This window comes from Pedobacter sp., from assembly GCF_039594775.1.
In the GTDB taxonomy this organism is placed as follows: Bacteria; Bacteroidota; Bacteroidia; order Sphingobacteriales; family Sphingobacteriaceae; genus Pedobacter.
In genome coordinates, this window is sequence record NZ_JBCNMT010000002.1 from 38,678 (window position 1) to 62,707 (window position 24,030).

At 37.9% G+C, this 24,030-nt stretch carries 24 protein-coding genes and 1 tRNA gene; 12 read left to right on the forward strand and 13 right to left on the reverse strand.

Going from position 1 to position 24,030, the window contains the following annotated elements; genetic code table 11:
• Nucleotide 1 precedes the first annotated feature (1 nt).
• Nucleotides 2-1,027: a uroporphyrinogen decarboxylase gene (gene hemE, locus ABDV71_RS06355; RefSeq protein ID WP_343531605.1), complete on the forward strand. Its 1,026-nt coding sequence runs from the start codon at nucleotides 2-4 to the stop codon at nucleotides 1,025-1,027.
• Between the two features lie 29 nt (nucleotides 1,028-1,056).
• Nucleotides 1,057-1,611 (forward strand): CopD family protein, encoded by a 555-nt coding sequence (locus ABDV71_RS06360; protein ID WP_343531606.1) that lies wholly within the window; start codon nucleotides 1,057-1,059, stop codon nucleotides 1,609-1,611.
• A gap of 26 nt (nucleotides 1,612-1,637) precedes the next feature.
• On the opposite strand, the gene ABDV71_RS06365 is transcribed toward ABDV71_RS06360, so the two are convergent.
• Together ABDV71_RS06365 and ABDV71_RS06370 are read right to left on the reverse strand one after the other, a co-directional pair.
• Nucleotides 1,638-1,880, reverse strand: coding sequence for a hypothetical protein (locus ABDV71_RS06365; protein ID WP_343531607.1), 243 nt, complete (start codon nucleotides 1,878-1,880; stop codon nucleotides 1,638-1,640).
• Nucleotides 1,881-1,914: 34 nt separating this feature from the next.
• Complete coding sequence (locus ABDV71_RS06370) at nucleotides 1,915-2,256, reverse strand: DUF2085 domain-containing protein (protein WP_343531608.1); 342 nt, start codon at nucleotides 2,254-2,256, stop codon at nucleotides 1,915-1,917.
• A 141-nt stretch (nucleotides 2,257-2,397) separates the two neighbouring features.
• Between ABDV71_RS06370 and ABDV71_RS06375 the strand changes: the two genes are divergently transcribed.
• Nucleotides 2,398-3,558, forward strand: coding sequence for a hypothetical protein (locus tag ABDV71_RS06375; RefSeq protein WP_343531609.1), 1,161 nt, complete (start codon nucleotides 2,398-2,400; stop codon nucleotides 3,556-3,558).
• Between the two features lie 146 nt (nucleotides 3,559-3,704).
• On the opposite strand, the gene ABDV71_RS06380 is transcribed toward ABDV71_RS06375, so the two are convergent.
• From ABDV71_RS06380 to rpmB, 8 genes are all read right to left on the reverse strand, one after another.
• Nucleotides 3,705-4,787 carry an Ldh family oxidoreductase gene (locus tag ABDV71_RS06380; protein ID WP_343531610.1) on the reverse strand — a complete coding sequence of 361 codons (1,083 nt, stop codon included), beginning with the start codon at nucleotides 4,785-4,787 and terminating at the stop codon, nucleotides 3,705-3,707.
• An 83-nt stretch (nucleotides 4,788-4,870) separates the two neighbouring features.
• Nucleotides 4,871-6,457, reverse strand: a complete 1,587-nt coding sequence (gene bshC, locus ABDV71_RS06385; RefSeq protein WP_343531611.1) for a bacillithiol biosynthesis cysteine-adding enzyme BshC — start codon at nucleotides 6,455-6,457, stop codon at nucleotides 4,871-4,873.
• Between the two features lie 182 nt (nucleotides 6,458-6,639).
• Nucleotides 6,640-7,971 carry a 30S ribosomal protein S12 methylthiotransferase RimO gene (gene rimO, locus ABDV71_RS06390; protein WP_343531612.1) on the reverse strand — a complete coding sequence of 444 codons (1,332 nt, stop codon included), beginning with the start codon at nucleotides 7,969-7,971 and terminating at the stop codon, nucleotides 6,640-6,642.
• Nucleotides 7,972-8,053: 82 nt separating this feature from the next.
• On the reverse strand, nucleotides 8,054-8,437 hold the full coding sequence (locus tag ABDV71_RS06395) for a GxxExxY protein (protein WP_343531614.1): 384 nt from the start codon (nucleotides 8,435-8,437) through the stop codon (nucleotides 8,054-8,056).
• Nucleotides 8,438-8,496: 59 nt separating this feature from the next.
• Nucleotides 8,497-9,459: a signal recognition particle-docking protein FtsY gene (gene ftsY / locus ABDV71_RS06400; RefSeq protein ID WP_343531615.1), complete on the reverse strand. Its 963-nt coding sequence runs from the start codon at nucleotides 9,457-9,459 to the stop codon at nucleotides 8,497-8,499.
• Nucleotides 9,460-9,525: 66 nt separating this feature from the next.
• Entirely contained in the window at nucleotides 9,526-9,687 is a 162-nt protein-coding gene (locus tag ABDV71_RS06405) for a DUF4295 domain-containing protein (RefSeq protein ID WP_199133388.1), read from the reverse strand.
• Between the two features lie 82 nt (nucleotides 9,688-9,769).
• Nucleotides 9,770-9,952, reverse strand: coding sequence for a 50S ribosomal protein L33 (gene rpmG / locus ABDV71_RS06410; protein WP_107216618.1), 183 nt, complete (start codon nucleotides 9,950-9,952; stop codon nucleotides 9,770-9,772).
• A gap of 36 nt (nucleotides 9,953-9,988) precedes the next feature.
• Entirely contained in the window at nucleotides 9,989-10,222 is a 234-nt protein-coding gene (gene rpmB, locus ABDV71_RS06415) for a 50S ribosomal protein L28 (protein WP_097132999.1), read from the reverse strand.
• 495 nt (nucleotides 10,223-10,717) lie between these two features.
• Between rpmB and acs the strand changes: the two genes are divergently transcribed.
• On the forward strand, nucleotides 10,718-12,610 hold the full coding sequence (gene acs, locus ABDV71_RS06420; protein WP_343531616.1) for an acetate--CoA ligase: 1,893 nt from the start codon (nucleotides 10,718-10,720) through the stop codon (nucleotides 12,608-12,610).
• A 33-nt stretch (nucleotides 12,611-12,643) separates the two neighbouring features.
• On the opposite strand, the gene ABDV71_RS06425 is transcribed toward acs, so the two are convergent.
• Nucleotides 12,644-15,049 carry a hypothetical protein gene (locus tag ABDV71_RS06425; protein ID WP_343531617.1) on the reverse strand — a complete coding sequence of 802 codons (2,406 nt, stop codon included), beginning with the start codon at nucleotides 15,047-15,049 and terminating at the stop codon, nucleotides 12,644-12,646.
• A gap of 144 nt (nucleotides 15,050-15,193) precedes the next feature.
• Here ABDV71_RS06425 and ABDV71_RS06430 point away from each other — a divergent pair, with 144 nt between their 5' ends.
• A complete protein-coding gene (locus ABDV71_RS06430) occupies nucleotides 15,194-15,379 on the forward strand; it encodes a CsbD family protein (RefSeq protein WP_343531618.1) in 186 nt (61 codons plus the stop codon).
• Between the two features lie 59 nt (nucleotides 15,380-15,438).
• Here ABDV71_RS06430 and ABDV71_RS06435 read toward each other — a convergent pair whose 3' ends face one another.
• Nucleotides 15,439-18,372: an insulinase family protein gene (locus ABDV71_RS06435; protein WP_343531619.1), complete on the reverse strand. Its 2,934-nt coding sequence runs from the start codon at nucleotides 18,370-18,372 to the stop codon at nucleotides 15,439-15,441.
• Nucleotides 18,373-18,543: 171 nt separating this feature from the next.
• On the opposite strand from ABDV71_RS06435, the gene surE reads away from it, so the two are divergent.
• The 6 genes from surE (at nucleotide 18,544) to ABDV71_RS06465 (ending at nucleotide 22,596) form a co-directional block, all read left to right on the forward strand.
• Entirely contained in the window at nucleotides 18,544-19,365 is an 822-nt protein-coding gene (surE, locus tag ABDV71_RS06440) for a 5'/3'-nucleotidase SurE (RefSeq protein ID WP_343531620.1), read from the forward strand.
• 1 nt (nucleotide 19,366) lies between these two features.
• Entirely contained in the window at nucleotides 19,367-19,648 is a 282-nt protein-coding gene (locus ABDV71_RS06445) for a stationary phase survival protein SurE (RefSeq protein ID WP_343531621.1), read from the forward strand.
• Nucleotides 19,649-19,739: 91 nt separating this feature from the next.
• On the forward strand, nucleotides 19,740-20,843 hold the full coding sequence (lpxB, locus tag ABDV71_RS06450; RefSeq protein WP_343531622.1) for a lipid-A-disaccharide synthase: 1,104 nt from the start codon (nucleotides 19,740-19,742) through the stop codon (nucleotides 20,841-20,843).
• Between the two features lie 199 nt (nucleotides 20,844-21,042).
• A tRNA-Ala gene (locus ABDV71_RS06455) sits at nucleotides 21,043-21,116 on the forward strand.
• 276 nt (nucleotides 21,117-21,392) lie between these two features.
• The gene (locus tag ABDV71_RS06460) at nucleotides 21,393-21,962 is read left to right on the forward strand and encodes a hypothetical protein (RefSeq protein ID WP_343531623.1); all 570 of its coding nucleotides are present in this window, start codon (nucleotides 21,393-21,395) and stop codon (nucleotides 21,960-21,962) included.
• A gap of 166 nt (nucleotides 21,963-22,128) precedes the next feature.
• Entirely contained in the window at nucleotides 22,129-22,596 is a 468-nt protein-coding gene (locus tag ABDV71_RS06465) for a hypothetical protein (RefSeq protein WP_343531624.1), read from the forward strand.
• A 351-nt stretch (nucleotides 22,597-22,947) separates the two neighbouring features.
• On the opposite strand, the gene ABDV71_RS06470 is transcribed toward ABDV71_RS06465, so the two are convergent.
• Nucleotides 22,948-23,418, reverse strand: a complete 471-nt coding sequence (locus ABDV71_RS06470; RefSeq protein ID WP_343531625.1) for a MarR family transcriptional regulator — start codon at nucleotides 23,416-23,418, stop codon at nucleotides 22,948-22,950.
• A gap of 104 nt (nucleotides 23,419-23,522) precedes the next feature.
• Between ABDV71_RS06470 and ABDV71_RS06475 the strand changes: the two genes are divergently transcribed.
• A complete protein-coding gene (locus ABDV71_RS06475; RefSeq protein WP_343531626.1) occupies nucleotides 23,523-24,029 on the forward strand; it encodes a transposase in 507 nt (168 codons plus the stop codon).
• The last annotated feature ends 1 nt before the right edge of the window (nucleotide 24,030 follow it).

A 24,030-nucleotide genomic window follows, 5' to 3' on the forward strand; every position in this document is an offset into this window, starting at 1 on the left:
CATGGAGAACAATTTATTTTTAGACGCAGCATTTTCGAAACAAACAGAACGACCACCCGTTTGGATGATGAGACAGGCCGGCCGTTTTATGCCACAATACTGGGAAATCAAAAACAAATACTCTTTTCTGGAGATGTGTAAAACCCCAGAAATTGCAGCAGATGTAACCATGTTACCAGTTGATTTGTTGGGAATTGATGCAGCCATTTTGTTCTCAGATATTTTGGTAACAGGCGAAGCCATGGGCGGCGATTTGAGTTTTACCCAAGGTGTTGGTCCCAAGTTTGCCAATCCGGTACGTAATGAGGCAGATATTGATGCCTTGGCTACTGATTGCTTGGATAAATTGCAATATGTTGCTGATGCAATCAAAGTAATACAGCAACGTTTAAATGGCAGCATTCCTTTAATTGGTTTTGCTGGTGCTCCTTTTACGGTAATGAGTTATTTGGTAGAAGGTGGTTCTTCTAAAGATTTTAAGTTAACCAAATTGTTGATTCATAACCGTCCTGATCTAGCACATAAGCTTTTAGCTAAAATTGCAAAGGTAACTATCGATTATTTGAACTTGCAGATTGAGGCTGGTGTAAATGCCCTTCAATTGTTTGATAGTTGGGCTTTGGCATTGTCGTGGAATGATTATCAAGAGTTTTCTCACCAATATAACGCACAAATTATTGCGGGCTTAAACAGAACTAACATCCCGGTAATTTCTTTCTGTAAGGGAAGTTCGGTATTTGCGCCGATTATGGCCGAGGCTAAACCTGATGTGGTTTCTATTGACTGGAATGCCGATTTGCTGAACATTAAAAAAGCATTGCCTGCTGGTATTGCCGTTCAGGGTAATTTAGATCCTCATATTTTATATGCGGATCAACCAGTAATTAAAGCGCAAATACATAAATTGTTTGAGCGTATGCGTGGCGAGAATGGTTTCATTTTTAATCTGGGTCATGGCATTATGCCCGATATTCCTTTCGATAATGTAAAATACGCTATCGAAGTAGTGAAAGAGTTTAAGTATTAATAACTTTAATCCCCGAATGGGGATTTTTTATGGCAGAGTATTATCAATATTTCAAAGCAGTTCACATCGTATTCGTCATTAGTTGGATGGCCGGACTGTTCTATCTACTAAGTTTATTTATTTATCATACGGAAGCGAACGCTAAGGTTGAACCTGAAAAAACCGTACTGAAAAAGCAGTTTACAAAGATGGAAGCCACACTTTGGAAGATCATTTGTCAACCTGCGATGCTGATTGCCTTAATAGCCGGCTTATGCATGCTCCATATCAACAGTGGCTTATTGCAAATGGACTGGATGTGGGTAAAACTAGCCTTTGTAGTTGGTCTACTCATTTATCATTTTATTTGCGGTAGAATCATCGTTGGTTTAAGAAATGACCATTATCGTTGGACGAGTTTCCAATTGCGTTTGTGGCGTGAATTGGCTACTATTTTTATGATTGCCATTGTATTTGTGGTAATCTTGAAAAGTGCGTTGGATTGGGTTTACGGCTTAGTTGGAATCATGGGTATTGCGCTCATCATCATGATTGCCGTGAAGCTATATAAAAGATACAGAGAGAAAAAAGGAGAAACAGAATAAATTAGTTTATCCTTTTTTCAGTTAGACTAGCTTCTTATTGCGTAGCTGATAATGTTTAAGATAATCCCAACGCCAAAACCAATTAAAGCTAAATTACATGCTGATTTAGCCGCAACTGGTTCATTTTCTTTTTTTGTGAAGTAAATAATGGCTCCAGCCAAGGGAATACAAAATGAAAGTATTTTTAAACCAGTACTTAAATCTTCATCTGATTGGTTTGGAAATTGGTTTGGGAACTGTTTGTCGTCCCATTGATTGAATTCTGACATGTTCTCGTTTTTAGATGGTTAAGAAAAATGATTACTATAATGAGTGATAAATGAATTTGCTAAATTCGACAATGTAATAAGCAATAAAGTCACTGATACCGGCTAAGCCGAGTCCTGCTAAAATACCCGTAAAAAACCTAAGCGGGTTGTTGCTTTCTCTTTTACAATATGCTTGGGTTAATCCATCAATAGTTGTAGGTGCAATTGCCAATAGTGAATACCAAATGTTTAATTTGAAAAAAAAGATAATGGGTATGAAAATAGCGTACCCAAGGTAAATACCAGTACATCTTGCGCATAAAGGAAACTGCTTTCCTTTGAAAAAAAAAGACCTTTCGGGCAGTCGATGGCAGTCTACAAATTGTATCTTTGTCATAATTATTACTATCAATAATAAGTAAAAAAAATAAATTATCGTTTAATTTTCAGTTGTTTATTGATGAAAATCGGTTAAAAGCTTTTGAAATTTAGAGTATACGGATTTGTTTTTAAACGATGATTTTTAAATTGAAAATAAATGAAATTTGCTTTTAAGAAAGTAAGCATCTGTTTTGTATTTGCTGCAGTTCTTTTATTGGCTTTAGTGCATTCGGCTCAGGCCCAATTAAATAACAATTACCTTTATAACCGTATTCGTCCAACCGATAGTTTAACTAACGAGCTGCACCTTAATTTCTATAACTTCAACTATGTTAGAAATTACGAATATTCGAATAAATTTCATGATGGTTATACGCTTTATGGCACGCAGCTAGAGCCCCAATTGGTGTACTATGCAAATCCTAATTTGGCCATTACTGCCGGAGCTTATTTAAGAAAGGATTTTGGAAACGAAAGAGGGTTGGTTGATGCAAAACCGTTGTTCAGTGTAAAGTATAGCAAAAAAGATTTAACCTTGATTTTTGGTAGTCTTGAAGGAAATATCCAACATAACTACATTGAGCCGTTATATAACTTTGAGCGCAAAATTACCAAGCCGATCGAATATGGAACACAGTTATTGGTAGACAAGGAGAAGTTTAGCTTAGATGCTTGGATTGCTTGGCAGAAGATGATTTACCCGGGCGATGCAGCTAAGGAGGAAATTGTTGGGGGCTTTACTACCGAAATTGCCTTGATCAAAAGCGAGGATTGGAAGCTGACTATTCCAGCACAGTCGCTGTTTTACCATGCTGGCGGACAAATAGACGTTTTAAAAGAAATTCCCATCACTACTTTATTTAATGGTGCTACTGGATTTACGTTGAGCAAAAATATAGGTTACCATGTAAAGCAAATATATACGCAAAACTATTTAGCCGCTTATAAAGATTTTTCACCTACCAAAGTGAGGGCTTATCAAGGTGGTTTTGGTTTGTGGTTAAATGCAGGAATTGATACGCGTTGGGGTAATTTGGTGGCATCTTACTGGAAAGGAAATAAGTTCATCAGCATTAAAGGAATGCCTTTATATCAATCCGTATCTGAAACGATGAATGATATGGGTTATACGCAAAACCACCGAAATATTTTGATGTTGAGGTATATCTATCAAAAAGAACTGCTTCCAAACCTATACCTTGATGTGCGTTTCGAGCCTCATTTTGATTTAGACCGAGCTGATAAAAAGCTACAATTTAACCATTCGTTTTTCCTGACCTATAAAGAGAGCTTCAAGTTATTCAAAGTGAAGAAATAGTGTTAAAAAGAGTGTTCTGCTAATAACTTATCAGTAATTAGTTTTATTGAAAACTGATGCTGAACTAAATTCAGCATGACGGAGTGTTGATTTAGCGTCACCCTGAATTTATTTCAGGGTCAGCCATATAATAATCTAGCTCAGCTTTAAAGCTTTTCTACGCCAATTTTTTCTGCTAAGCTATTCAAGTCGTTCACCACTACATCAATTAATGGGATGCCCGCAATTTTGCGCTCGTTCTCAAACTGATATTCTGGCTCGCCAGGTATAATCACTTTTTTGTTTTCATCAATGGTTTTAGCGCCCTTAAATCGTTCGATCCAATTGTCTAAATGATTCTTGAAGTCTTGAGCAGGTCGGAAGCCATCTACACGCATAGCGCCTAAGAAATGTCCAATTCCTTCGCCTACGGGGTTTGGATCAGGTTCTAAGAAAGCCACAAACGGTGGAACCCAAGGACCATAATTAGCCCCAGAAAGCACTGCCGAAAGAATATCTACGGTAGCGCCCAAGCCGTAACCTTTATGGCTGCCATGGTCTTTATCGCTACCTAGCGGAAGTAATGAGCCACCTGCTTTTAATTCATTTGGATTGACGGATTGATGCCCATCTTTATCCTGTACCCATCCATCTGGAATATTGGTGTTGGCACGTTGGGCAATTTCTAATTTTCCGTTAGCAGCAGCAGCGGTAGCCATATCTACCACTACCGCGGGATATTTACCTGCCGGAAAAGCATAACACATGGGATTGGTGCCCAGCAAACGTTCATTGGCATAAGTAGGAGCAACCAAAGGACTGGCGTTGGTCATGCTTATGCCAATCATATCTTTTTCTACTGCCATTAATGCATGATAGCCAGCAATGCCAAAGTGATTGGAGTTTTTTACCGAAACCCATCCACTACCATACTTTTCCGCTTTTTCAATCGCTACCTTCATCGCAAATGGCGCAACTACTAAGCCTAAACCTGCATCGCCATCTACCGTGGCGGTAGTTGGTGTTTCGTGCACAACCTTGATATTTGGTGTAGCGTTAATTCTATTCTTCTCCCAAAGGCGATAATAGCCACTTAAACGAGCTACACCGTGCGAATCGATTCCCCTTAGATCAGAACGAACTAAAACATCGGTTGCTAAATTGGCGTGTTCATCAGAACAGCCCATTTTTTTAAATACGGCAAAAGTGAAGGTTCGTAATTTTTCTTCGGTGAAAGTGAGGAAATTCATATTTGTAGTGAACAGATATTAGGAGTTAGGAACTAGTTATCGTGATAAATTGACTCATTCAGTCATTCAAAATTCACTCATTTCTATGGAAGGATCAACGTGAAATCTCCACCTAATGGGTCAAAATTTTCAATTAAGGTTGCAATAAAATCGTCTCCGTAATTTACATACATGGGAGCAAGGTTGAGTACTCTTTCTTGCAAGGTGCCATTGGGAAACAATCGTTTTTTAAGGTTGTCTATCTGTGTGATGGACACTTCGTGATTTCTTTTTTCGGCCTTGAAAAATTTCTTTTCTAGCTTATCTAGAAGCTTTTCTGTTTTAGTAAGTACAGCATCTGCGGATACTTCTAAAGTCTTGTCAATTTTGAATGCGTTTAGCTTAATTTTGTCAAATACCGCTATGATATTAGCCTTTTCATCGCTTAGGCTCATGTTGGCATTGCTATTAGTCTTGATCCATTTTTCCTGCAGTACCTGGGTAGACAAGAAAAGGTCTTCAAACTTAAAACCAAGCTTATTGAGATTATCAAAACTTCTTTGATCTATTACCAAGGCTGAGTTCCTTAATAAAAGCACAGGGAAATTAACCTTGTAAAAATCGAAATTAGCCTTTAATTGCATCCAATAGGAAACTTCGGCACCACCACCAATATAGGCAATGTTGGGCAGTATGACCTCTTGGTAGAGCGGCCTCATAATTACATTTGGACTAAACCTTTCTGGATGTTGGCTAACCTCTTCAATAAGTTCTTCTTCTGTAAACTTAATATCGGTGTGGTTAACAATATAGGTTTCATCTTCTTTAATAATACGTTCCCTAAGGTTATCCTTTAGGTAAAAGAAGTTGATGTCTCGGCCATTAACTTGGGTTTTATAGCCTTGTTCTTCCAGCAATCGACTAGTTTCCTCGGTCAGCCTGGCACTGTTTTGCTGGGTGATGTCCCGTTGAATGATATTTGCGAATTGTGCTTTCAGTTGCGCATCATCTGCATTTATGATCACCAACCCATATTGCTCAAACAGGCTATTGACCAACACCCTGGTTGCATCTGCCAAGCTATCATTTTCCAGATAAGCTCGCTCCACCAGTTTGGCCAGTTTTTTCCCATTTTTACTAATACCCAAATAACCTTTGTAGGCTTGCACAGCGGCGGCCACGGTTTTGGTACTTAATCTTCCGGTAGCTCCATTAGTTTGTTGTATCCAGCTAATATTTTTCTCGTCTACACTTACATGGTTAATTTCTTCGAAATCATGGTCTTCGGTAGCCATCCAATAAATGGGTACAAAGTTTTTCTCTGGGTAGGCAATTTTAAGTTCTAGCGCCAGATTGATGGTGGTCACAATTTTATAAATGAAATAAAGCGGACCAGTGAAAAGGTTAAGCTGATGACCAGTAGTTACCGTATAAGTATCTTGATTTAATAAGAGCTGGATATTGTGGCTAACTGCTTTATTAACCTTAATATGTTGATACTGTTGTTGTAGTACTTCAACTAAAACTTTTCTATCTCCAGTAAACTGATGGTTGGCAATGGCCTTTTTCAGTCCATCAATGTCTGGTCTGTAGCTATAGAAAGATTTTAGGAACTCCACATCATTAACATAGTCTAAAACTAGGTTTGAAAAGGAGTGTGTATCTTGATAAGAAATATATTTAGCCTTCACATTTCGAAATTAAATTAAATTTTGAAACAAGTGTAGCTGATGGGATTATTTTACACGGGATTAATAAATATAAAGACCTCGTAGGTTTTTAAAACCTACGAGGTCTGCTAATAAATTTTATATAGCTTTTTAGATCTCTTCATTTCGTTACTCTTCAGTCGAAATGACCAAGAACCTGAGTACTATTTTACAATCTGCCCGTATAAGTCGAAATCTTCAGCTCTATCTACTTTTACATTTACAAAGCTGCCAATAGCAGCATATCCTGAATTGGCATCAATCAACACTTCGTTATCCACTTCTGGAGAGTCAAATTCAGTTCGGCCAATAAAGAAATCGCCTTCTTTCCTATCTACCAAAACTTTGTAGGTGTTGCCTACTTTTTCTTGGTTAATTTCATATGAAATCCCCTGTTGTAATTCCATAATAGCATCTACTCGTTCTTGTTTAACTTCCTCAGGAACATCGTCTACCAAATCATAAGCATGGGTTTTTTCCTCATGCGAATAGGTGAAACAGCCTAAACGGTCGAAACGAGTTTCTTCAACCCACTGATACATTTCTTCGAAATCACGTTCAGTTTCACCTGGGTAACCACAAATTAAGGTGGTTCGCATAGCGATGTTCGGCACTTTAGCTCTGATTTCGTTCACAATGTCGATGGTTTTTTGCTTCGTGATTCCGCGGCGCATCGATTTAAGCATATTATCGGTAATATGCTGTAGTGGCATATCCAAGTACTTGCAAATATTCTCACGTTCGTTCATGGCATCCAAAATTTCCATTGGAAAACCGGAAGGATAAGCATATTGTAGCCTGATCCACTCAATGCCATTTACATCTGATAATCGACGTAAAAGTTCATCTAAGTTTCTCTTGCCATAAAGATCTAAACCATAGTAGGTGAGGTCTTGCGCAATAAGGATCAATTCTTTGGTGCCGTTAGCCGCAAGTATTTTTGCTTCGTTTACCAGTTCACTCATATCCCTAGAAACGTGTTTGCCACGCATTAATGGAATAGCGCAAAAAGAGCAAGGACGATTACAACCTTCCGCAATTTTGAAATAGGCAAAATGTGACGGAGTTGTTAGTAGACGTTCACCAATCAATTCATGTTTATAATTAGCACCTAAAGTATGTAATATATTCTGAAGGTCATTGGTGCCAAAATAGGCATCAACATTAGTAATTTCGGCTTCTAAATCTGGTTTGTAGCGTTCAGAAAGGCAACCAGTAACAATTACTTTGCCTACTTTGCCTTCATCTTTAAGTTGGCTATATTGTAAAATGGTATCGATAGATTCCTGCTTGGCATTATCAATGAAACCACAGGTATTAATAACTACAATATCATCTTTTCCTAATTTGCTCGCTTCATGCTCAACATTCAAATTGTTGCCTTTCAATTGTCCCATTAACACTTCGCTATCGTAAGTATTTTTAGAACAACCTAAGGTAATCACGTTGATTTTTGGTTGAGCCGTTTTTGTAGTTGTTTTGTTTTTTGTAATCATTTTTCTTTGAAGTGATTTCGCTGATTTTCTTCCTTCGGTATGATAACACAGATGATGTGATTACACCGGTTTTACTTTTTAGTTATACTGATAGGCGTTTGATTTCGCAGCTAGTATTTCCAAAGTTAATCAATAATCCAGTTTTAATTTTGCTGGCTCTTAGGTAGGAGATTAGTTGGTTTTGAAATAACTTAGGTTGATAGCCTGTTACAGATTTTAGTTCGACAATTACTTTGTTTTCTACTAATAAATCACACCTGAATTTACCAATAATGATATTTTCAAATTTGACTATGAACTCTTTCTCTGTCTCAAATAGTATTCCTTTTTGTTGTAATTTTATTTTTAGTGCATTAACGTAGATTTTTTCAAGAAATCCAGGGCCAAGTGTATTATGAACTTCAAAACAGCAACCTATTATTTTTCGAGTAAGCTCGTCATAGGTTGTTAAATCTTCAGTTTCCATTATTACATCTTTGTAATCCTAAAATCTGTGTAATCAACCACTTTAGTGCATCTTTATATTTATTTAAACAACGAGTTCACAAATTCTTTCTTGTCGAACAACTGTAAATCGTCCATCTTTTCACCTACGCCAATATATTTAACCGGAATCTTAAACTGATCTGAAATGCCAATAACTACACCGCCTTTGGCAGTGCCGTCAAGTTTGGTAATGGCCAAAGCATTTACATCAGTAGCTTCGGTAAATTGTTTGCACTGTTCAAAGGCATTTTGTCCAGTAGATCCATCCAGTACCAGTAAAATCTCATGTGGCGCATTTGGAATAACTTTTTGCATCACATTTTTGATTTTGCCCAACTCGTTCATCAAGCCTACCTTGTTATGTAAACGACCTGCGGTATCAATAATAACTACATCTTCTTTATTGGCAACTGCCGATTGTAATGTGTCAAAAGCAACCGAAGCAGGGTCAGAGCCCATGGCTTGTGCCACTACACGTACACCTACACGTTCGCCCCAAAGTTTAATTTGGTCAACTGCGGCAGCACGGAAAGTATCGGCAGCACCAAGTACTACATTTAGGTTTTCTTTTTTCAGCTTATGAGCAAGTTTGCCAATGGTAGTGGTTTTGCCTACACCATTTACACCAACCACCATAATTACATAAGGCTTGTGGTCGCCATATTCAAAATTCCTAAAGTCGTTACTGTTATTTTCGGCTAATAATAATTGAATTTCATCTCTCAGCAAACCGTTTAGTTCAGCGGTAGATAGGTACTTATCTTTAGCAACGCGAGCTTGAATTCTATCGATGATTTTTAGCGTAGTACTAACACCAACGTCAGAAGTTACCAAAACTTCCTCTAGGTTGTCTAGCACGTCATCGTCAACGGTAGACTTTCCGGCAACGGCCTTGGTAAGCTTACTAAAAAAACCTTCCTTAGTTTTTTCCAGTCCTTTATCTAACGCTTCCTGAGCTTCAGGTGCGGTCTCTTTCTTTTTGAAAAAATCGAATAAACCCATAATTGATAAAATAAAAAAGCCATTCCGTTGGTACGGAACGGCTCTTAAGCTATTCTTAAAATATTGTTATTTGCTGTTACCAGCAATAGCATCTTTAACGTGATCATTGTGAACAATTGCTTCTTTGAATGAATAAGCACCAGTTTTTGGAGACTTAACCATTGTGATCACTTTTGAATATTCTTTACCTGTACCTGTTTTAAGGGTTGCAACTACTTTCTTTGCCATGTTTTTAAAATTTAATGATTGAGTGAGTGAATTACGAATGACTGAATTTGATTCTGTAATTCAATCATTTACTCCTTCAAAATTATTTAATCTCCTTGTGTACGGTTACTTTCTTTAAAACCGGGTTGTATTTTTTCAACTCTAAACGCTCAGTAGTGTTTTTACGGTTTTTAGTAGAGATATATCTAGACATACCAGGCATACCACTTGTTTTATGCTCTGTGCACTCTAAAATAACTTGAACTCTGTTACCTTTTTTTGCCATTTCTTTATCTATTTATACCGAAATCGGTAAATGTTATTACAAATATCCTTTTTTCATGAAACGATTAATCGCCTCAGAAACACCAATTTTATTGATGGTTTTAATAGCTGAAGTAGATACTTTTAGTGTTATCCAACGATCTTCTTCAGGGATATAAAATTTCTGAAGTTGTAGGTTAGGATAAAACTTGCGCTTAGTTTTAACGTTTGAGTGAGAAACGTTATGTCCTTTCATCGCGGTTTTTCCTGTTAAATCACAAACTCTTGACATGACTTTATTTTGTTATTTGTTATTCGTCGCTTAATTCTTTTTAAGAGCCTGCAAATATCAGAATAATTTTTCTAACCATCAAGTATGCTGTGAAAATATTTTAAAGATATTTTCTGTGTGCTAAGCAAATGCTAAACTGCTAAAGGTTAATGCACATCAAGAAGGAATTGAAAATTTTCCTAAAAGCCTATTTTATTTGAAAAATACTCAGGTCTGGGTATTTCAAACTGTGGTTAGCTAAAGTAGATTTGTGGTTGGTTTGGCCAGAAGCACTTATCAAAGAAATAAAACTAAGTTACTAGCTCTAACTTTAGCCTTTGCCATTTTCCTTAGCAAAGGCTTTTTATTTTGCTCCATTAGCAATTGGGAAAATTTTAATAAATCCCGTAATTTGTTAATATGCTGTTTGTAAAATTGAGACGATTTTGATGTTTTTATAGTATATAATTACTTATTTTAGCATCCAAACAATCCACAACCTATTATAAATATACTATGCAGATCAAATCTTTGGAGCAGTATGAAGAAAGCTACAAAAAAAGTGTTGAAAACCCGGAGCAGTTTTGGGGAGAAGTAGCACAAAATTTCCAATGGCGAAAACCTTGGTACAAAGTTCTTTCATGGAATTTTGAAGAACCAAATATCAAATGGTTCGAAGGCGCCAAACTTAATATCACTGAAAATTGTTTAGACAGGCATTTGGAACATAATGCAGATAAGCCTGCAATTATATGGGAGCCTAATGATCCTGAACAAGATAGTGTAACCTTAACTTATAAGATGTTGCACGAAGCCGTTTGTCGTTTTGCGAATGTGTTGAAAAGAAATGGTGCGCAAAAAGGCGATCGTATTTGTATATACATGCCAATGGTACCTGAATTGGCTATTGCGGTATTGGCTTGTGCCCGTATTGGAGCTGTACATTCTGTAGTATTTGGTGGTTTTTCGGCCAAATCAATTGCAGATAGAATTAATGATGCGAAATGTAAATTGGTAATTACGGCAGATGGTGTTTATCGTGGAGCGAAACCTATTCCATTAAAAGATGTAATCGACGATGCCTTAATTGGCTGTCCTACGGTAGAAAAAGTAATTGTACTTACCCACGTTAGAACGCCTGTAAGTATGTTGAAAGGTAGAGACGTATGGTGGGAAGATGAGGTGAAGCACGTAAATGCCGTTTGCGAAGCTGAGGAAATGGATGCGGAAGATTTGCTATTCATTTTATATACTTCAGGTTCTACAGGTAAACCTAAGGGTGTGGTACATACCTGCGGTGGTTATATGGTTTATGCGGGTTATACCTTTAGTAATGTATTCAATTACCAACCTGATGAAGTTTATTTCTGTACGGCAGATATTGGTTGGATTACTGGGCACTCGTATATTGTTTATGGGCCGCTTTCGCAGGGAGCCACTTCACTGATTTTTGAAGGCGTACCAACCTATCCAACTCCTTCTCGTTTCTGGGATATTGTGGAGAAGCACAAAGTAAATATTCTTTACACCGCGCCAACTGCAATCAGATCATTGATGAGCTTTGGAGATGAGCCGTTAAAAGGAAAAGATTTAAGTACCTTGAGAGTGTTAGGGTCGGTAGGTGAGCCTATTAATGAAGAGGCTTGGCATTGGTTTGATGAAAAAATTGGCCATGGTAAAGCCCCAATTGTGGATACTTGGTGGCAAACCGAAACTGGAGGGATTATGATTTCGCCAATTGCCAATGTTACCAAAACCAAACCTAGCTACGCAACCTTACCTTTGCCGGGTATACAACCTATATTGGTTGACGAAAATGGTACCGAAATAGAAGGAAACGATGTAAGTGGTAACCTATGTATTAAGTTCCCATGGCCGGGTATGTTACGTACCACCTATGGTGATCATGAGCGTTGTCGCCAAACTTATTTCTCTACTTATCCAGGTTTGTATTTTACTGGTGATGGCTGTTTGAGAGATGAGGATGGCTACTATAGAATTACAGGTAGAGTTGATGATGTGTTGAACGTATCTGGTCACAGAATTGGCACTGCCGAAGTGGAAAATGCAATTAACATGCACGCAGGCGTAGTTGAAAGTGCTGTAGTGGGTTATCCTCACGATGTGAAAGGACAGGGGATTTATGCATTTATCATTTATCCAAACCACCATCAAGATGCCGAATTGACCAAAAAGGATATTCTGCAAACAGTTACAAGGGTAATCGGTGCAATTGCCAAACCAGATAAGATCTTATTTGTATCTGGCTTGCCTAAAACCAGATCTGGTAAAATTATGCGTAGGATTTTGAGAAAGATTGCTGAAGGTGAAACTTCAAATTTGGGAGATACTTCGACCTTGTTAGATCCAGCGGTGGTTGATGAAATTATAGCAGCTTCTAAAAAGTAAGAAATTACTAATTATACGAAAGGAAGGACAGGTTTAATTAGCCTGTCCTTTATTTTTTACCTCAAATTTCTTTTCCGAGTAAACTACATCGCCATCCGTTATTCCTTGTACAATAATCTTGAACATGCCAGTAATATCACTGGTGTAAAAGCTTAGTTCCGTTTCCTTGTCGTTTTTTAAAATAGTACCGTAATTCCAATAAATAGTAGAAAAAAATGCAGGCTCTAAAGGATCTTTATAGTCATCTAAATAGAATTCTTTGTAATAACTGATACCTGAAAACTGCATATAAGATTTGTCCTTCTTGTCATAAGTTATACAGCCTTTGTATGGAAATCTCGTGGAGCCACCGTAAATTCTGCCTGGTATGGGCTGGGTGTTTTCTATATCATTTACGTGATTTTTACAATTTAAGATATTGTATTTGCAGACATAATCTCCACATTCATTGGCTCCGAAGCTACCTTTTGAATAGTTAAAGTCATTATCTTTTCTACTGGTAATGGTTACTTCCTTTAGCCTGATTGCTTTTTCATTACTTTTAAGCGTCATATCGGCATTGTTGGTTAGCACTAATGGAAGGACATCTTCATAAGACATTTCGGTTTTGGCTAGCTCTCTACTGGTTTTTTCAAACGAATCCTTAATGTTGAGATTAAAACTATCTTTATTTGAGGCATTAACGAACAGATACATTTTTTTGCCATATTCGGAAATAAACTCCGGATGGTGTAGATTGAAATCACCTTGGGGTGAAGTATCAAACGTTCTGACTTGGCTATCACCAAAAATGGCCAAGGTTATTGGTTTGGTAATTTGCTTAGTGCCCTTTTTGATCTCTCCCACAATTAACAGGCTATCCGCTCTTTTTATAGTGTCGATAGTGTTGATCTCTAACATTTGCTGCCAAGTATATCTTCTCCACCCTTTTACTAATAAAATTTGTTCGAGGTAATTTTTGTCTTTATAGCCACTACCGGTAGTGCTAGCGGGTGCATTTGCAAGTTCATTTTTGATATAGGAATAAGTTTCAATGTCGTTGCTGTTTTTTAATGAAACCCTATTCTCTTGCACTACGGCTACTGATACCACCGCATTAGATTTTAACTGGTTAGGGGTTAGCTTCAGGGTTACTTTTTCTCGTTGAAGATAGACAGGGTTATCGGTTTCAACTTTGATGGTCTCTTTGTTGTCGTAATGTGCAAAGAAAATTTGTTCGGCTAATGGTCTGTCTAAACTGTCGGTGATGGTAACCGTTTGTATTCCTTTTGGAATATCGTTTAATGGGATTTTTACACGTCTTATTGGACCTTCCATATCTAATGGATAGTCAACAAAGCATTGGTTGAAATTATGTACTCGGATGAATACTTTATGATTGCCGGTATTTCTTAAGAACAATTGCAAAGTATCTTTAGGTAGTACATTAGCGATATTTAGCACCAAGCCCTTTTTAAGCGCCTTGGGTAAACTATAGATGCTATCGATAATATCCTCATGTGCTAGTTTCACGGTATAAACTGCATTTTCCTCAGGAGATAATTGGAACTTTCCAATGCCATAGCTGCTGGTTTCAATAGTGTCAATAACCTCGTCGTTTTTATACAGGAAGGCTTTTATGGCAATCGGTTTTTTTTGTGGATTGGTTACTTCCCAGCCTATGTTGGAAGCAAGGTTGTTAACAAGGTGGCCACCCATAGGAAAGAATTTCACTATTGCCTTTGTTTTATTGGGTGGTAAATTCAAGCTTAAAAAGCTGCTGTCTTTTAAATACTTCAATTTAACATAAATATTAGGGTCAATACTGCTTTCTTGTTTAGGAATAGAAAGTAGTAATTGACCTGAAGCATCAGTTTTTACTGTTTTTTGCTCCTTGCCGTACCTGTAGCTTATGGTAGTAGGTTTGGGTAAAAACTTATTGTCATTTGAAGTAACTGAGATTAATAATTTATGGTCTTTAGCGGTGTTGTTTGGTTTTTCAAGAAAAGCGATGCTCCCTTTAAAAGGGAGATCGATATTGGTTTTGATAGTGATGTGTTGTTTAAAAGTGAGTTCAGGCTTTCCGTTAATAAGCTTGTCGGTATATGCCAAAAAATGGTAATTGCCCGTTACGATAGAATCGGGCAGCGTCATGTTTCCAAAAGCAAGCCCATTTTCTATTAAAAACTTGTCTAGCTTTACTAACGAGGTATCCATATCTCTAATGAGTGCAACGGCTAAAATTTTATGAGCCTTTCGGTTAAACTTTCCGGTTTTTAATAAATATGCGGTAAAATAGGCAGTTTCATTATTGGAATAGATATTCTTGTCAAAATGAACGAAAAGAGCCGTAGTTGGATTTGCCATTCTGTTAAGTGCTAATTTTTGGGATATATCTTTTTGACTATAACTATTGGTCGAAAAGAATAGCAATATGTTAAGAATGAGAAAAATGCGCATTTATAAATTTAGGCAATGCAATTGAAATTGTAATGAGTCCCTCCAAATTAATTAACCATAGGAAGACCTAGTTTTATCAAACATAGTTGACGTTTACTTGTTATTTCTTTAATTGAATGAGTATTTAACTTAAAATTTTAAATTATGGACAAGTTGGAATTAAAAGGGAAATGGAACGAACTTAAAGGGAAAATTAAGCAAGCATATGGAGACTTAACTGACGATGATTTGAAATACGAAGAAGGAAAAGACGACGAAATGTTAGGTAAATTACAACAGAAAACAGGAAAAGGCAGAGACGAATTAGTGAAATGGATCAAGTCCTTATAGTAATCATATCTCATAAAAAAAGCCCCAAATTTTGGGGCTTTTTTTATGAGATATTTTGATTAGTAACCGAAAATCTCTTCTAGGGTTAAAGTTTTAACACTGCCAAATTTAGCCATGTCCTCTTGTTTAACTCTTTTGTCGGAAGCAACAATTAAATAGCTATAAGGCTTGTTCGCTATTTTTTGTTGATGAAATGCATTGATGGTTTCAAAAGTGATCGGTTTGATCTCTTTGTATCTATCAATTCTCGAATCGTAGCTATAACCTAATTTTTTGTCGGCAAAGTAACGACCAAAAATCGCATCCTTCAAGATCCTGTCCGATTCGTAGGTGCTCAACAAGTTCGCTTTAGCGCCATCAAATGTTTTTTCGCTTTTCGGCAATACATTCAATAGTTCGTTCATTCCTGCTACAGCATCATTCATTTTATCAGCTTGGCTACCTACGTAGGCAATCATGCTGTATTCTTTATCCGCTCTGTCAGGAGAAATATAGCTTGCATAAGTTGAATAGGCCAAAGCTTTAGATTCTCTAATGGTTTGGAAAACTACTGAACCCATACCGCCACCAAAATAGTTGTTGAATACCTCGATGGTTGCACCATCAGCTTTGTTATATAAGCCGGTATTTCTTAACCAACGAATTTCAGATTGAACCATGTCATAGTTGGCAAAATAAACCTTGTTCGAATCTTGAACGGTATAAGTATAAACTTTAGCAGGAGCTGCAGGAGTGAATTCTTTTGGCAACGCATGCGCTTTTTGAATATCAGCAGTAAACGCCGCTAGATCTTTAGGACCATAATAGGTGACCACATGCTCATAGTTGTTCAAATTTTTCAGCAAATAAATCAAATCATCAGCTTTGATGTTTTTCACTTCGTCATTGGTTAAAACATTGTTGAAAGGATTTAACTTGCCATATTGTGCATACGAAGTAAGACCATTCATGATGGCTCCTTTGTTCAACTTAGCGTTTTCTCTTGATTTAAGAATGCTGTTTTTCAGTTCTCCCAAAGCTTTATCATTAGCTTTTACATTGGCAAAAATGTGCTCAACCAACGCAACGGCCTTGCCGAAGTTCTCTTGTAGGCCAGTAACGCTGATGGTAGTGGTTTCGGCACCTACGTTTAAGCTGTAAGAACAAGCAATGTTGTAAAACTCCTTGCTCAATTCTTCTGCGCTGTATTTATCTGTGCCAAGGTAAGGCAAGTAAGTAGCAGCATATTGCAATAATTTGTAGTTGTTGCTTCCCAGGTTAAAGCGATAGGTCATTCTAAAAATAGAATTCTCGGTGTTTTTAATGGTCATTACTTCAGCGATGCCCGATTTTCCAAAAGTGATGTCTTTTTGGTAATCTAAAAATTTAGGGGCAATAGGTTTTGACGGGCTAGCCAATAAATCCTTAACAAATGGAGAAGTTAAACCAGCATTCGCATTGATAGGTGTAATGGCAGGTTTTTCAACTTTAATGGTGTTTTTGTCTTCGCCTTTGTGTTTGTAGCCAATTACGTAATTATCTTTAAAAAAGGTATTAGCAAAGGCTACTACCTGTGCTTTGGTAATTTTGGAAATATCATTGATTTCGTTTAAATCTCTGTCCCAACCTGTACCTCTATTCATGATAAATACGGTTGAAAGGCTTTCGGCTCTGTTGCCATTGCTATCAAAAGCCTGTAAGAAGCTTAGTTTTCTGTTGGCAACAATCGCTTTTAACAATTCATCCTCAAATTTTCCATCTTTTAGCAATTGGATCTGCTCCAATAATAATTTAGCTACATCATCCAAGCTTTGGCCTTGCTTAGGCTGTGCCGATAAATTGAACACGCCGTAATCTTTCATTTGCTGATAGGTAGCATTGGCTCTTAATACCTTTTGCTGTTTATTCAAGTTAATGTCGAACAAGCCTGCTTTTCCGTTAGTTAAAATACTACGGATCAACGAAAGCATTAAGCTCTCTTTGCTGTTCTCGGCATAACCACGGTAGTAGATTTCCAATGCTTCGGCACTTGGACCATAAACATCAACTTTTTGGATTTTGGTCAATGGTTTTTCTGGCGCTGGATTGTAAAGTGATAATGGTTTAGGCACCATGTAGCTGAAAGCTTTATCTACTTTTTTGATCATTTCATCAGGGTTTAGGTCACCTGCTAAAATAAGGGCCATGTTATTAGGTACATAGTACTTGTTGTAGTAGTTTCTAATTTCTACCAGCGAAGGGTTTTTAAGGTGTTCAATGGTACCGATAGTGGTTTGTTGGCCGTAGTTATGCGTAGGGAACAATTTGTCCATCATGGCCTCGTCAATCTTCCAGCTGTCGTTATCCAAGCCCCTGTTTTTCTCTTCGTAAACAGCTTCCAACTCGGTATGGAAAATACGGAAAATAGGTTTGCGGAAACGTTCAGCTTGGATTGCCAAAAACTTATCTACGGCGTTTGAAGGAAAATCTTCGTTGTAAACAGTTTCCTCGTACCAAGTGTGCGCATTGGTTGAATTACCACCAATTCCCTGCATCATTTTATCATACTCGTTAGCAATAGAGAAGTTGGAAGCTTCGCCAGATACTTTGTCGATTTCCTTGTAAATTTCTTTACGTTGTGCAGGATCTGTTGTTTTGTTGTACTTTTCATAAAGTGCGTCAATTTTGTCTAACAATGGCTTTTCCTTAGCCCAGTTAGCAGTACCAAATTTGTCGGTTCCTTTAAACAAAAGGTGCTCTAAGTAGTGGGCCAAACCCGTAGCGTTTTTTGGGTCGGTGTTACTACCTGCTCTAACGCTCATGCGGTATTCAATCTTAGGCTCCTTGTAGTTTGGAGAAAGAATAACCGTTAAGCCATTTTTTAAGGTGTAAAAGCGAGTTTTAGAAGGGTCATTGGTTACATATTTGTAGGTGTAACCTCCTGCTGTGGCCGTTTTCCACTGATAGGTGGCATTTTGGGCCACTAAGTTTGAACCTGCAAAAAGTAGGCAAACAGCTAGTAGTATTTTTTTCATATTGAAATAAGTTATCATTCAAATATACAAAGACAATTATATTAATGAGATGTTGCACCACAAAAAACAGGAGTACTCTAAATAGTTATATTTTATGGATGGAAGATGTGTAAAGGGCTATTGGTATATTTTCTGTATTTTTGATGCGACAAGCCCCAACATAATAAACACATGAAAGCAAAACCTTCTATATTGGTTGTTAACGACGATGGTATTACCGCTACAGGTATTAAGGCTCTTATTGAAGTCATGAGTGAAATAGGGAATGTTACGGTAGTAGCCCCTGATGGACCTCAGTCGGGAATGGGCCATGCCATTACCATCGGCAAGCCTTTGCGTTTTGATAAGGTAGATCTATATCCTCCTATTGAGATGTACAAATGCTCAGGTACCCCTGTGGATTGTGTAAAACTGGCCGTAAACAAGGTTTTTAAAGGGAAAAAGCCTGATTTGTGTGTTTCTGGGATTAACCATGGACTGAACAATTCCATTAATGTGATTTACTCCGGAACAATGTCGGCAGCAGTAGAAGGCGCTATCGAAAAAATACCTTCTATTGGTTTTTCTTTAGACGATTTTGCGCAGGATGCTGATTTCTCACATTGCAAAAAATACATTAAGCAAATTACCGAACAAGTATTGGCTAATGGTTTGCCAGAAGGTACATTGCTAAATGTAAATTTCCCTAAAGGAGATGCGATTAAAGGCATCAAAATTTGCAGACAGGCCAATGCCAAATGGGCCGAAGATTTTGAGGAACGCCAGGATCCTTACCGCAGACCTTACTACTGGTTAACGGGAGTTTTCGAAAACTACGACAAAGGCGAGGATACCGATGTTTGGGCCTTGGATCATGGCTATGCTTCGGTGGTGCCCGTTCAATTTGATTTAACAGCACACCATGCCATTCAGTTTTTGAACACTTGGGATTTTAATGGTAACGGGGTTAAACCTAAACAGTCGCACAGCGCTGATGGCGTAAACCTGGGTTAAGATGGCTAAAATCTTTTCGTCCATTAAAAATCATGTACTGGTAGGACTGGGCATAGGCCTGCTTAGTCCGGGAATTTTGGCCGGTATAGCTTGGTACCTCATGAACCATACTACTGTATTTAAAAAGGCCGATTTATTGCTCATTGGTTGTGTAGCGGTAAATTTGCTATGGATGAACTTTTTCTTTAAAGTCAATAAAGAAAATGCCGGAAGAGGGGTGGTAAGCGCTACTTTTATATGTGCCTTTGTGTTCTTCTTTTACAAAATAATGCAGGAAGTATAATTAGGTTAATCGTTGAATTGTTTAGATATGGTTAATTGTTAACTAGTCACAAACTCCTAGTCCTTAACCACTAATACCTAGTCCCTAAAAAATGAAATACTACTTAATAGCAGGTGAAGCTTCGGGCGATTTGCATGGAGCAAATTTAATGAAAGCATTAAAGGCCGAAGATTCCCAGGCGGAGTTTAGATATTTTGGTGGTGATAAAATGCAGGCAGAAGGAGGCAATTTGGTGAAACATTATGCTGATATGGCCTTTATGGGTTTCACCGAAGTGCTATTGAACTTGCGCACCATCCTTAAAAACATGAAAGCTTGTAAGGCCGATGTGTTGGCTTACCAGCCTGACGTTTTGGTATTGATTGACTTTCCGGGCTTCAACCTAAAGATCGCGGAGTTTGCGAAACAGCATGGTATTAAGGTTTGCTACTATATTTCGCCAAAGGTTTGGGCCTGGAACCAAAAACGGGTGCTCAAAATCAAACGCATCGTAGATTACATGTTCTGTATCTTACCATTCGAAGTAGATTTTTATAAAGAATGGGGAATGAAGGTAGATTATGTGGGCAATCCTTTGTTGGATGAAATTTCACAGTTTGTACCTAATGATGATTTTAGAGCAGAACACCAACTAGGCGACCAACCTATTGTTGCCCTTTTGCCAGGTAGCCGTAAGCAGGAAATAGAAAGATTGTTGCCCGTTATGCTTAGCGTGGTAGATCAATTTAAGAACTATCAGTTTGTAATTGCCGCTGCGCCTACCTTTAGTGCCGCCTATTACCAACAGTTTATAGGCAATAGCAAAGTAACTTTGGTGTTTAGCCAAACTTACCATTTGCTACATCATGCCCACGCAGCAATAGTAGCCTCGGGTACAGCTACCTTGGAAACCGCTTTATTTAATGTGCCGCAAGTAGTGGTGTATAAAGGGGGAGCTATTTCCATTGCCATTGCAAGGTTGTTGGTTAAAATCCGTTTCATTTCCTTAGTGAATTTAATCGTGGATAGAAAGATTGTGACGGAGCTGATCCAAGAAGAATGCAATCCACAGAAAGTTGCTTCAGAACTTTCGCAGATTGTTGAAGGAAAAGGAAGGGAACAAATGCTGGAAGGCTATGTCCATTTACACCAATTGATGGGCGAGGCAGGAGCATCTGAAAAAGTGGCAAAGTTGATTGTCGGTTATTTAAGATAGTTAAAATACCTACTTCTAGGTATTGCTATACTTAGGTGCTAGCAATACATTTGGGAAAATTTAGGTTAAGTCAATAAGATTTTGCTTGTCTGATCTCCGCTTAACTATGTTATTGTGTTGGGGAGGACTGGATAGTCTTCCCTTTTTTCATTTTATACTTGCATAATAATTTAAAATATTTACTTTTGCCACCGTATCTGGGGGATTAGCTCATTTGGCTAGAGCGCTTGCCTGGCAGGCAAGAGGTGGCCGGTTCGAATCCGGCATTCTCCACATCGGAAAAAGCCTTTAAACGTGTGTTTAGAGGCTTTTCTGCGTTTTGAGGTTTTCTTGTTCTCTTAGAGAAGAGCAGCTTTTAAACCACCTTGTTAGTACACTGTTGGTACAACTTAGCATCACACGGGCACAACTCACAAGTTATGGTTTACTTTAAAGTGTTACTTAATAGCAAAATCTGTCTAACCGCCTTAAGTAAACGATATTGATTAAATCTTGGATGAAGTTTAATGCTTCTTATCTGTATCTTAGCACTTAAAATTAAGTTGGCAAATGAGAATACGCTCTTATAGTATACTATCCTTCAGCTGCTGCTTGCTGATGCTACTTGGATGTGCAAAGAAGCAGGTTGAATTAAAAGGTTGGTGGGTTATAGACAGAATGTATAATGAAAGCGGTGAAGTGTTTGTAAGAAGTCAGACAGCTAAAATTATCATGCAGCCCATTGGTTACGAGGGCAAACATACGGTTGAGTTTGTTTCTAATTATACTATACACGTGCCAGGTATATACTCAAAGGACGTGCCTTTTAAATGGGATGTAATAAAGGATAGCCTAATCTTAACAGCGGACACTAACTTGATTTTGAAAGAATACAGTCTGGATACTCTACCTGTGTTTGATGCTAACAAGAGAAAAATGTTGAGGAAAGCTAATTACTTAAAGCTAAGGGAGGTTGATACTTTGAAGCATCTGTTCAACACTATTGATTTTTATCAAGGCAAATACAGTATCACCTCGTTTGAAGATGGTCTTGACTTGGTTTCAAAGGACAAAGGTATAAAACTACTGAACGTGGATGTACTGACTAGACGTAGGCTTGATGAGATAATGCCTCGATAGCAATCCAAAAATCTGTCTCACCCCCTTAAGTAAACGATATTGATTAAATCTTGGATGAACTATAACAAATCATCTTATGCTTGAAGCTACTGTATTAATAATATTGGTTGCCTTAGGAGCTGTACTTTACTTTGTAGCATGTAAGCAATCCAAGAGTTCAACAACTTTGGTATCACGAGCTGAGCATCAAGATATACATGTTCATGTGACTTATGAAGGCGTTGAACGCATTGACTTGATGTCTGACTGGCAGGATAAGGTCTCTGTTCGCTTAGGAGAAGTATCCTTAATTGAAAAGGGAGCTGATGATAGAGCTGTTAGTGAGGTATGGTTGTCAACTATTCAGTTCGCACGTATCGTAGACTTTTATCTTGATACCTACAAGGAGCTTAATCCAGAAGATTTGATATATAGGTATCACAATAAACACTATATAGGAAGTGACGAGGAATGGGTTGAACACGTTGAGGAAAGAATTGAAAGGGCTATACAGTTCTTGAACCAGTTAGAAAACATTGACAAAGAGTTTAGTGACCTACAAGACGTTAAGAAAGAGTACGAGGTAGTGAAAAATTTCATTAGACATCTACTAGCTAGAGGGAATCAACTGTATTTTAAAGCAGATAGTTACTAATCTATTAATTAATACACTCCTCAAAAATATAAGCTTGTCTCCCCAACACGCTTAAAGAAGTTCCGCCATAAACCCACAACTCCTACGCTCTAGTCCATTTATTGTGTTGCCTCTTTGCTTAGTTGGTTAGAAAGCTTGCTAAGTATATTTTTTCTGTTGCCTAGACTTATTCGTGCGCTGAAACCGTTTAGCTAAAATAATGTGAGGAATCGATACCCTAAAAAATCAGAATTAGCATTGGATCATCAATCATCCTGTTTGCGTGCCTAACTGTTATATCTAAATTGATCTGATAGTTGGCCTCATCGTTCCAAACGCATTTTTGACAATTTGCCGAAAGCAGTTTGTTGTTTATTTCAGCTTCTTGATTTGCTTATTGGTAAATGTAACAACTGCATTCAAATATTTTTGAATGGTGATCAGTTCTGTTGGCGTGAAGTCGTCATATAGATTTTCCAGATCTTCCTGCATGGATTTAAACGAGGGGCCTATGCGTTTGAATGCCTCTTCGCGGTCGAGAACAACTATTACCTTCCTTCTGTCGTCGGCACTACGCTCGCGTTTAACTAACTTGCTTTTTTCCAGTCTGTCGATCATCGCCGTAACTGCCCCCGTAGTGATTCCGCTCAGATCGGCCAGTTGTCCTGCGGTCATAGCGCCATGCTGTAAAAGCAGGTCAATGTATTTATGGTCTGTACCGGTAAGGCCTGCCTTTTCTGCAATTGCTTGATGCATAAGTACTGTACCTGTCGAGAATTCCCTTGTCAACAAGTTTATATCTGCTAGAAGTATACTTTTTTCAGACTTTTCTTTGGTGTTCATAAAAAAACAATTTATCTTTATGATAAAGATACTTAATGATAAAAATAATTTACTTTACGGTAAAGATATTAAGAATACCTTGCTTAAAAAGCTAAAACCATAAAATGAATAAGATGACTGATAAAACTTTACGAGCAGATCGATGGCTGTATATGGCAACTGCACTGTATTTTGTGATGAACGGTGCACAACTGTGGGAGACTTCGATCATGGTTCCTGCATGGACGGCCGGGCCGCCTGCTTCTTTATTCTTTTTCAAAACTGCTTATGGACTTGATTTCAAGCTTTTCTGGATCGTTGTCCATTCCGTACACGAAGTTTTCCTATTGCTCGCTCTTCTTTTTAACTGGCATATTAGGCAAAGGCGCAACATCATGATAGGGCTGCTTGTTATACACGTTGCACTAAGGATATGGACCTTGCAGTATTTTGCTCCCACATTGATGCAGTTTATGGCAATGGATGTCAAGCCTGTTGTTGACCCCAGCCTACTAGAGCGGGCCACTATATGGAAACACCTCAATTATCTGCGGGTAGGGCTTTATATCCTGGTCAATTTAGGCTATGTGTTCATCTTTAGGCTTAAAAGAAACCATATCATTCAAAACTAAT